The organism is Roseobacter sp. GAI101 (assembly GCF_000156335.1).
Classification (GTDB): Bacteria; Pseudomonadota; Alphaproteobacteria; order Rhodobacterales; family Rhodobacteraceae; genus Sulfitobacter.
The window spans coordinates 558,129-568,348 of sequence record NZ_DS999213.1 but is presented as its reverse complement, the minus strand read 5'-3'; the positions used below and the strand labels follow the sequence as shown (position 1 = coordinate 568,348).

At 56.7% G+C, this 10,220-nt stretch carries 10 protein-coding genes; 1 reads left to right on the top strand and 9 read right to left on the bottom strand.

The genetic code is table 11. From position 1 onward, the window contains the following. The 7 genes from RGAI101_RS22305 to istA form a co-directional block, all read right to left on the bottom strand. On the bottom strand, positions 1-1,172 hold a 1,172-nt coding region (locus tag RGAI101_RS22305), incomplete at its 3' end, for a cbb3-type cytochrome c oxidase subunit I (protein ID WP_037228912.1). Positions 1,173-1,184: 12 nt separating this feature from the next. Next, positions 1,185-2,087, bottom strand: coding sequence for a cytochrome c oxidase subunit II (locus tag RGAI101_RS22070; RefSeq protein WP_198133669.1), 903 nt, complete (start codon positions 2,085-2,087; stop codon positions 1,185-1,187). A gap of 116 nt (positions 2,088-2,203) precedes the next feature. After that, the gene (locus RGAI101_RS02610) at positions 2,204-2,356 is read right to left on the bottom strand and encodes a hypothetical protein (RefSeq protein WP_157044614.1); all 153 of its coding nucleotides are present in this window, start codon (positions 2,354-2,356) and stop codon (positions 2,204-2,206) included. Between the two features lie 945 nt (positions 2,357-3,301). Further along, positions 3,302-3,577: a hypothetical protein gene (locus RGAI101_RS02605; protein ID WP_037227187.1), complete on the bottom strand. Its 276-nt coding sequence runs from the start codon at positions 3,575-3,577 to the stop codon at positions 3,302-3,304. Between the two features lie 229 nt (positions 3,578-3,806). Then, positions 3,807-4,271 carry a hypothetical protein gene (locus RGAI101_RS02600; protein WP_198133668.1) on the bottom strand — a complete coding sequence of 155 codons (465 nt, stop codon included), beginning with the start codon at positions 4,269-4,271 and terminating at the stop codon, positions 3,807-3,809. 225 nt (positions 4,272-4,496) lie between these two features. Next, a complete protein-coding gene (gene istB / locus RGAI101_RS02595; protein WP_008225252.1) occupies positions 4,497-5,288 on the bottom strand; it encodes an IS21-like element helper ATPase IstB in 792 nt (263 codons plus the stop codon). Next, positions 5,278-6,807, bottom strand: a complete 1,530-nt coding sequence (istA, locus tag RGAI101_RS02590; RefSeq protein ID WP_037227179.1) for an IS21 family transposase — start codon at positions 6,805-6,807, stop codon at positions 5,278-5,280. Before istA ends, istB begins: the two co-directional genes overlap by 11 nt. Positions 6,808-6,858: 51 nt before the next feature. Between istA and RGAI101_RS21845 the strand changes: the two genes are divergently transcribed. Further along, on the top strand, positions 6,859-7,095 hold the full coding sequence (locus RGAI101_RS21845; RefSeq protein WP_198133667.1) for a hypothetical protein: 237 nt from the start codon (positions 6,859-6,861) through the stop codon (positions 7,093-7,095). A 323-nt stretch (positions 7,096-7,418) separates the two neighbouring features. Here RGAI101_RS21845 and RGAI101_RS02585 read toward each other — a convergent pair whose 3' ends face one another. Both RGAI101_RS02585 and RGAI101_RS02580 read right to left on the bottom strand, forming a co-directional pair. Further along, positions 7,419-8,390 carry an MBL fold metallo-hydrolase gene (locus RGAI101_RS02585; RefSeq protein ID WP_037227177.1) on the bottom strand — a complete coding sequence of 324 codons (972 nt, stop codon included), beginning with the start codon at positions 8,388-8,390 and terminating at the stop codon, positions 7,419-7,421. A 354-nt stretch (positions 8,391-8,744) separates the two neighbouring features. Next, positions 8,745-10,130, bottom strand: coding sequence for an IS1182 family transposase (locus RGAI101_RS02580; protein WP_008225512.1), 1,386 nt, complete (start codon positions 10,128-10,130; stop codon positions 8,745-8,747). Positions 10,131-10,220 lie beyond the last annotated feature (90 nt).

Genomic DNA, 10,220 nt, shown 5'->3' with positions numbered 1-10,220 from the left:
GGGGTGCGCATACGGATCCGCCCGCCCCAAAGCGTGGCAATCCAGACATAGACCTTCACGCCCGTCGGAATGGCGATCAGCATGGTGGCGATGCCGAAGGCCACGTTGATCGTCGGGCTTTGCCCCATGGTGAAGAAGTGGTGCAGCCAGACGGTAAAGGACAGCACCGCAATCGCCATGGTGGCGATCACCAGCGAGGTATATCCGTAAATCCGCTTGCCCGCAAAAATCGCCGTGAACTCCGAATAAAGGCCAAAGGCGGGCAGGATCAGGATGTAGACCTCCGGGTGCCCGAACATCCAGAACAGGTTGGCGAAATTCATCATGTTCCCGCCGAGGTCGTTGGTAAAGAAGTGAAAATCGAGGTAGCGGTCCAGCGCTTGCATGATGACCACGGCGGTCAGTGGTGGCAGCGCAAAGATCAAAAGGATTGACGTGCAAAGCGCCGTCCAGACAAAGATCGGCATGCGAAAATACGTCATGCCGGGGCAGCGCATCTTGTAGATGGTCACGGCAAAGTTGATGCCCGTCAGGAGCGACCCGATCCCTGAAAGGCCCAGCGACCAGATCCAGTAATCCGGCCCCGTTCCGGGCTGAAAGGCGACGCCGGTATAGGGCGGATAACCTGTCCAGCCGCCGGTGGCGAATTGCCCTATCACGAGGCTGATCATCAGCAGCATCGCGCCCACGATGGTGAAGCCGAGACTGATCTGGTTGAGCCGTGGAAACGCCACATCGCGCGCGCCGATCATCAGCGGCACCAGCAGGTTCATGAATCCGATCAGCAAGGGCATCAACGCAAAGAAGATCATGATCGTGCCGTGGGTCGAGAAAAGCTCGGAGAAGTGGTCGGCCGTCAAATAGCCCCCCTCGAACGCGGTTACGTATTGCGTGCGCATCACGACGCCTTCGGCGACGCCACGGGCGAACATCACAAGACCCACGACGATATACATGATCCCGATTTTCTTGTGATCGGTGGTGTTGAGCCACTCAAACAGCAGCGGCCGCCACCAGCCTTTGATCAGCAGCAATGCAGCAACAACCACCCCGCCGATCACAGCCAGCCAGCCGGCGGAACTGCCGACGATGTTGCTGACCGTGGGGTCGCGAAAGACGTCGAAGATCGCAATATCGTCCCAACCGAGACGCCCGAAAAGAAAATAATCCATATCGCGCCGCATTTACTGGCCAGACCTGCTGGGGTTGTCGTCTTGTGTCATCATCATCCGGCGCATTCCGAAAACGCTTTGCGACAGCAACGTGTCGCAGTCCCCGCTGGGCAAGGCTCCCTTTGCCGGATCGTAGACTGTGCTGCCGGGCTGCGCCTCTGGCGGAACGGCGGTGCCTTGGTGATAGCGGGCAACCACGCGGTCAAAGAGGCATGTGTCGCCCAAGGGCCGAAGTTCTGGCGTGCTTTGATGGTATTCCTGAGCACTGGCTCCCGCGACAACCAACCTTGCATAGCCGGGCGCGTCCAGCGGATCGCCCTTCGCGCCATCGACCCACGCCTCGAATGCTGCCTCCGATACCGCCCGCATGGGCACCCGCATGTTCGCGAAACCGTAGCCGTTGAACTGGGTCTGGGTTGCCAGGCCCTCGCCTTCGCGATTGGCGGCGAGGTTCAACTTCGTGATCATACCGGGCATCGCGTAGATCTGGCCAGCGAACCCATTGGGAAGAAAACTCTGCATCACCGTGTCCGTGGTCAGCCGGAAGGTGACGGGCCGCCCGACCGGGATCACGATCTGATCCAGTGCCGCGACACGTTGATCCGGGTAGAGCGCCAGATACCGATAATCGAGGCCGACGAGATTGATCTCAAGCGGATCCTCCCCCAAGGGTGTGTAGGGATCGAATTTGTACGTGGACTGAGTCAGCCAGAACGCCAGCACACAGATCACAAGCACCGGGACACCCCAGATCGCACCTTCGTACCACTTGTTGAACTCCCAGTCGGGCGCGTAGCGTGCAGCACCCCCATACCGATAGCGCCAGAGAAGGATCGGCAATGCGATGATTGCGGGCAAAACCGCCACCAGTGCAATCAGAGCCGAGCGCAGGAAGTGTGTTGACTGATCGTCCATAACCGGACCGATCGGACTGAAGAGATCTGCCGCGGAAGCCCAATTTGGCAGAGCGATCAATACCGCCGCAAGCCACAGACTGAAACCCGCTTTTTGGCAAAGGACACGTCTGACGCTCATTGAGCCCTACGCCCGTTCATCAGATCAGCGGCTGTCGCTCCGAAACACGGGCTCTGCATCCACGCCTCGCGCGTTCCGACGCCCGCAGCCGCCCCGTCTTGAAGACGCTCGGTCCAGCCGTCAGCAATGTCGATCGTGGATAGCGGCACCTGCCCCTCCAGCTCAGTCCGATTTTCAGTCGATGCAAGAGAAGCACCGGGCCCGTCATTCCTGCCTTGAAACATCCGAGCCAGAACCAGTCCTGTCGCGAAGTTTGAAAAAAAGTAAAGTTGCGGCGCTTAGTCTCTGAAATTCGATGGTGTTCCGTCAATAGGGAGTGGGTAACGCATCTCTCAGCCAGGTAATCTGTCACGCGATCTTGCGGATCGCATAAACGGCGTTGAAAGGTAAGTTTGTGTTCTTGTGCCCCTGCTGATCCGCAAAGCCGAAACGAAACGCGACGTTCATGCCTTCAGAACACACATCGTTTTTGAGCGACCCAGTACTGCAAACCGATCATCGGGATTTCGTAGAATCCTGGTTCGGCTCCATTCCTCTAAAATGCGCATCACCCAGTTGGTGGGTATCATTGCGCAGATGCCTATACCGGACCTTCTTCACTCGCACAATGACTGGCGGGAATGAGTGTCAGGTGCCATGGGCTCAGGCCGGGCATCGCCCGCCCCCAAGGCAATCCACCTGTACTTAGAGGCAAGCTTCTCAGGATGCAGGCCGGTCGCGAAGCAGGGGTAGCCACGCGCCCGAAATGACGCGCGTGGCGGCGAGGTCTTATCGCACACATGGTGCACACGAAGCCCATCAAACCTTTGGGCTCAAATATCAATCGTTCCATTCCATCACGGGACAAACTCACCAAGCCCTCTGAATGACGGTTTCGGTCGGCTTTACGGACATCGATATGGACCGCAGCATTCGGTAGTTTGGGCTCTTTTCTGCCGTTCGCCGCGTGTTGAACGTACGTCCGGTGGAGCCCTTCACCGCGCCTGTCCAAAACGCACTATAAGCGCGTTCCGGACTTGAGCGCACCGTGCCGCTCTTGCCTCACGCGGTTCTGTGTAGCCCTTCATGTCTGTCTTCTTCCCGTCCCCAAAGAGTTACGCCGCCCGTTTCCGGGCGGCGTTTTCTTCGGCGATGCGTCGGGCGCGGGAGATTGCGTCTTCCTGCCCGACGAGCCGTTCGAGTTCATCTTCGAGACGTTCGAAGATTGGGATCAGCCAGAACTGTTCGGATGCAACGAGATCGGCAACCCGGTCCCTTGCATCGGAGATCCGCCGGATCTCTGCCTGGCGAGCATTGCCGGAGCAATCCTGAGAAGTGGTGCTCCGACATGTGCGAGAGGCATGCTCCCGCGCATCGTGTGCTGTCGGCATTTCGGTCTCCGCACCGGACCACCGCTTGAACGCGACTGGTTTCTCCGGAAAAGATGCTTACGAAAGACCTGCTTTGTTCCCGTGTTGAACTTGGCTCGGAGAACGTGAAGAAAGCTTTAAATCGGTGTGATCTGAAATTGAGAAATTGAATGATCTTAGCGTCGTAGGTGTCGGGTGTTTGTCGCCCCTCACGCACCGTTTATCGGCACGTGAGGAGCGTAAGGTCGGATCAAGCGTCTTCGGGCGTGTCGTTGTCATCGGCCTTTCGTGCCGCCTCGGCTGCGTCAGCAAGCGCTTGGGCTTCTTTTGCCGCCTTGGCTTCCGCCGCTTTGATCGCGACCATTTCAGTCACGATCGCAGGGCGCAGCGGGTGCTTGGCAATGCGCTTTGCATCGGCCTGCGTGGCGCCGAACTCCATGGCCGTGAAGACCTCAGCACAGAGATCCTCCGGCTGATGTTCGAGCCAATGGTGCAGGTTCTCCCCCATGGCCTTCAGCGTCGCCTTGGTGATTTCGTTGGACTTGACCGCCCGCTTTCCCGTCATATTCAGGAACCGATCATAGGCACGAAAGCCGGAGTCGGTGGCGAGCAACGTCTTTCTCGCATCCTCCGCCTTGCGCGCGTTTTCTGCCGCCAAGGCCTCCTTTTCCGCACGGGCAGCCTGAGCGGCAGCGATTGCAGTTTCGGTGTTCATTTTCTTTGGGGTGTTCATGGTATGGTCCTTCGGTTACATTGAAATTTCACAGGTCCCGCGGGCTTCCTGTCGGCCCCTTCGTCTGGGGTTAGGAATAATTTCGGACCGAATATTTTGCGGCAAAGAAATTTCTGAGACTTGGTTAATCGGAATTGTTGAATGTCATTGAGAACTGACCCGGTATTGTCACCGAGATTTGACCCGCTCTTAGTTATGTATCGGCGGCTATGCTTTGGTCAATGTGGTGGCCTCCTCTGTGGTTTTCTTTGCTGCCTCTGAACTGGCTTTGAAGCGATAGCTGTCGTTTCCAGTCTCAAGGATGTGGCAGCGGTGGGTGAGCCGGTCGAGGAGTGCTGTTGTCATCTTTGCATCGCCGAAGACCTGCGCCCACTCACTGAAGCTGAGGTTGGTCGTGATGACGACGCTGGTGCGCTCATAGAGTTTGCTCAGAAGGTGGAACAGCAGAGCGCCGCCGGACGGGCTGAACGGCAGGTAGCCAAGCTCGTCAAGGATGACTAAGTCGATTTTGGTGAGCATCTCAGCCATCTTGCCAGCCTTTCCGAGGGCCTTTTCTTGCTCCAACGCGTTGACCAATTCGACGGTGGAATAGAAACGCACTTTGCGTCTGTGGTGCTCGATTGCCTGCACGCCGATAGCCGTGGCGACATGGCTTTTGCCGGTGCCAGGTCCGCCAATCAGAACGACGTTTTCCGCATTTTCTATGAACTCGCCACGATGGAGTTGCCGGACGGTGGCTTCGTTGATGTCGCTTGAGGCGAAGTCAAAACCCGCGAGGTCCTTGTAGGATGGGAAGCGCGCCACCTTCGTGTGGTAAGCAATGGATCTCACTTCTCGTTCCGCCATTTCCGCCTTGAGAAGTTGGGACAACATTGGGGTGGCCGCCTCAAACGCCGGAACACCTTGTGTGACCAGGTCATCGACCGCATGCGCCATGCCGTGCAGTTTGAGACTGCGCAGCATGATGATAATGGAAGCCCCTGCAGGATCATGACGCATTGCGCTTTCCTCCGGCCTGTCTCAGATCGTCATAGCGGTCCACGTTTGCCTTCGGTGCCGTTTCTAAAGCCAAGGCATCTGGTGGATCGATCTCTGGGTGATCTGTTTGCTTTGGGTCTATCAGCCTGTGCAGCAGGTTCAGGATATGCGTCTTGGTTGGCACCCCAGATTCTAGCGCCAGCTCAACTGCACGCAGCACAGCGCTTTCGTCGTGGTGTAGAACCAAGGACAGGATATCAACCATCTCGCGATCTCCGCCTTCTTTGCGCAACATGTGATCCTGCAGCTGGCGGAATATGTCGGGCATCTCTGTAAACGGCGCACCATTGCGCAGGGCCCCCGGTTTGCGCTGGATGACCGCCAGATAATGGCGCCAATCATAGATGACTTTGCCGGGCTTGCGGTGGGACCGATCAATGATGCGCTCATGTATGCAGACGGTTTGCCCTTCTGCGACAATGACCAAACGCTCTGGGTAAACACGAAGGCTAACAGGCCGGTTCGCAAAACTGGCAGGCACGCTGTACCGGTTGCGCTCGAAAGTGATCAAGCATGTTGGTGACACGCGCTTGCTGTGTTCGACAAACCCGTCAAAGGCTGGGGGCAGAACCATCAGCACAGGCTTCTCGGCCTCCCAAACATCAGCGATTGAACCAGACAACTCTCGATGCGCCGTCTCTGACCAAAGCGCGATGCAGCGATCCTCAAGCCATTGGTTCAGTTCGCTCAGATCCTTGAAGACAGGCATGACCTGCCACAACCGGTTCCGGGCATCCCGGACGTTCTTCTCAACCTGGCCCTTCTCCCAACCCGCTGCTGGATTGCAGAACTCAGGTTCAAAGACGTAATGGCTGGCCATCGCTTTGAAGCGTGCGTTGACATCGCGCTGCTTGCCACGACCAACACGGTCGACCGCCGTTTTCATGTTGTCGTAGATCCCACGCCCGGGAACACCGCCGAACACGCGGAAGGCGTGCCAGTGTGCATCGAACAACATCTCATGTGTCTGCAAAGGATAGGCCCGCACAATAAAGGCGCGGCTGTGCGACAGCTTGGTGTGTGCAACTTGCAGTTTGACACGTTCGCCACCAATCGTGGCCCAGTCTTCGCTCCAATCAAATTGGAACGCTTCACCGGGCTGGAACACCAAAGGCACAAACGTCTCGCGCCCTGTTGTTTGCTCTGCACGGTGTCGATCAGCACGCCACGCGCGCGCAAAGGCTGCGACGCGCTCATAGGATCCATCGTACCCGAGCTTAACCAGATCTTCATACATCAGCTTAACGTTGCGCCGCTCTTTGCGAGACTTCCGCGTCTGGGCCAAAAGCCACGCCGACAACCGATCCGCGTAAGGATCCAGCTTGCTTGCACGCGACGGCGTTTTGAACGTCGGTTCGGCCGCGCCTTCACGCAGGTACTTCCGGATGGTGTTGCGAGACAACCCAGTGCGCCGCGCAATCTCTCGTATCGGCATTTTGTCACGCAATGCCCAGCGTCGAATAACACTCAAAAATCCCATGTCGATCACTCCATGTCTCCCTGAACAAAACCGTCAGGGCAATGTGTTCACATGGGTCAATTCTCAGTGACAATTTATGGGGCTACCGGGTCAGTTCTCAATGACATTCAACACTCCGGGGTAGTGAACTCACGTTCTGCGGACGAAGCTGCGGTTCGCGTCACCAATTCGATTGTCCGCTTCGGCAATGACAATGCCAATGATTTCCTCGCCAATATGGAACCGGCTCAAAAAGAAAAGATCATGGCGATGACAAGATCCCAGGCACGGCTCTCTACACCTCATTGAGGTCCGACGGGATGACGAAAATCCAGGCTGGATCAAAGAGAGGCGGCGCAATGTGCTGCCTTGTTTTCGTGAATTTGAAAAATCTGACATCTCTGACAGGGCATTTTCTCGTGCCCGAACCCTTCGGAACCAATCGCGCGGGTTGTCAGCATGATGTCGCCCTGGTAGCGCTGTCGGACAAATTGGAATTGGTCCGACAGCGCCATTCAGCACGCGTAGCGTGTCCGGTTCGTCATCTTCGTCTAGGTGCTTTACTAGCTACCTAAGTGTAACAACCGGTCCGAAAATCCGCGACCAACTCTCAGCTTGGCGGGACGACTGCTTTATATGTGCTGCCATTCTTCTGGAACCCAAGCGAAGGCCCCGTCTTTTTCTTCGACATGACCGATACCAGGGAACGGCAAATGGGTGCCCGCAACGGCGATCTTGTCGGCAACCACCATATCCAAGACGCGGCGGCGCGTCTCGGCGGCCTGCACGCCATCTGCGTCAAAGGCGATACCGGCATCAGGGTGGCTAAACTGCAGCGACGCCAAAGCTGTGCTGTCTCCCCATATGACCAACTGATCAGAGCCATCCGACACACGGACCCCACTGTGTCCTGGGGTATGCCCCGGCATTGCCAACGTGGTGAGGCCGCCACCAAGATCGGTATTGTCGCCAAACATTTCAGTTCGCTGAGTGTAGGCCTCGCTGACAGCACGTGCCAGGGCAAAGAAACCTTGGGACGACTCCGGCGCACCCGACGCGATCGTCTCGTCCGTCCAGAAGGCATGATCGGTTTCGCTGACATGCAACGATGCATTCGGGAAGACCGGGCCATTATCTCCGATCAATCCCCCGATGTGATCCGGGTGCATGTGGGTCAACACAATGCGCGTCACGTCTTCAGGTGCAACGCCAAGCGACTCCAGCGATGTGAGCAACCGGCCTGCTGATGGTCCAAAGGCACCGCCAGCACCAGCATCGATCAAGCTAACCTGGTCTCCTTGGCGAATGACGTGAGTACTGATTGCCAGCGGAATCGGATTCGCGGGGTCAAGATAGGCCGCCTTCATTCCTTCCGCGATTTGCTCGTCCCCGAGGTTCGTGACAAGATTCTGATCGAGCTTGAAATACCCGTCCAGCAATGTCGTCACGCGCAGATTGCCGACCATACGATCATAGAAGGTTGGAAGTGGTGCCGTTGCATGGGCCGCGGCTTGCAGGGGGTGTGGGCGTCCGGCGGCAAGAAGGGCGGCCCCACCCGCGGCACCCAGAATCAATCCACGGCGCGAAAGGTCGAAAGAAGTCATGAGTTATTCCTTGTTTCATATGCAGAACTTCAATTCTGCGTTTCGTTGCTTTTAATCAAATAGGTCTAAATTTCAGATGACCACCCACCGAGAGCATCGACTGACCAACGGCCCTCGGACGAACAGCGGACATCTTACGGATTTGCGGCACACCACAACTCGGGCTCACTGCCGCCATTCGCCGCATTTGCACAACAGAAAAACGGGCTGATGCCCCTAGCGCCCGCATTCTTCGCGCTGCTCTTTAGATCTTGCACTTGCAGCGAATGGCCGCAATCCGCCGATTCTGTGGAAAAACACCGTGTTGCCGGTGCAGAAAGTGGTGCTCCAAACTGGGAGCAAGCACCTTTCTTATCAGGCTTTGCGCGTTTGCTGCGGTGCAGGAAAGATCTTGGCCAGTTTGCGGAGGTTTTGGGCGGTTGCGGCGAGTAGGAATTCGTCATTTGCACCGCATGGTCCACGTAATCGGAGCCTTCCGAGGCCGAGAATGCGTTTGAGGTGTGCGAAGAGCATCTCGACCTTCTTTCGCAACCTCATTGAGATCGCATATTGCTTGGTCTTGGCAATGTCGCGGGCAACCTGGCGGGCATCTTCATGTTCTTCGCGAGTGATCTTGCGGGCATCAGCATTCGGGCAGCATTTCATCTTTGATTGGCAGGCCTGACAGGTATGCTTCAGAGCCTGATACTTGGCGACGCCTTTGCCGGTGGGCCCACGGTTGGGGTCAGAATAGTTTCGGCGGAACTGCTTCAGGGGTTCACCCTCTGGGCAGATGTATTGGTTGTTCTCGGCGTCCCATTCAAAATCTGCGCGAGACCAGGTGCCGTCGGTGCGACCAGCTTTATCCAGGACCGGAATATGGGGATTGATTTTGCGATCTACAAGCCAGCCGAGCATGGGCCCTGATCCATAAGCGCTGTCCGCGATGAGACGTTCGGGTGCCAGATCATGCCGGTCTTTGATCCTATCCAACATGGTGCGCACAGATCGAACTTCCGCCTGCCGGATCGATCTGGTCGCTTCAACGTCCACGATGACACTGTGATCGGTATCGATCAGATAATTGGTGGAATAGGCAAAGAACGCAGGGCCTTTTCGGGCTGCAGTCCACTGGCTGCTTGGGTCGGAGTGGGACGTGAACTTTGGCTCAACTTCAGATGCAGCACCGAATGCCGCATCGTCCAGGACGTCCAGATACTCTTTGACCGCGCGGGGCGCATCGCTCGGGTCAATTGCCCTGTGATCCCAGTCCTCCTTTGGTGTGGAGTTCTGTTTGTTGGCGTCGGCCTCAATTAGACTGGCGTCCGCTGCGAGGCGCTGGCCACTCACCAAACCGTCTGCAATGCAGCGCGCAACGGTCTTCTCAAACAGATGCCGCAGCAGAGCGCTCTCACGAAAACGCCCATGTCTGTTCTTTGAAAAAGTCGAATGGCTTGGTATCGGATCTGACAGATCAAGGCGACAGAACCAGCGATACGCCAAGTTCAAATGAATCTCCTCGCACAGCCGCCGCTCGGACCGAATGCCAAAGCAATAACCAACCAGTAGCATGCGGATTAACAGCTCAGGGTCAATCGATGGACGGCCAGTGTGACTGTAAAACTCTGCGAGATATTGCCTAATGTCACTCAAATCGACAAACCGATCAATCGACCGCAATAGGTGATCTTGCGGGACATGATCCTCAAGTGAAAACTCATAAAACAGCGCCGCCTGTGCTTCCTGCTTCGGTCCCATCATTGACCAGTCCCCCGCTTTTATGGGGAAATTGAATCACCCGAAGACCCTCAAATCAAGAAGAGTTTTTCAACAGAATTCGCCGTCTTCCGC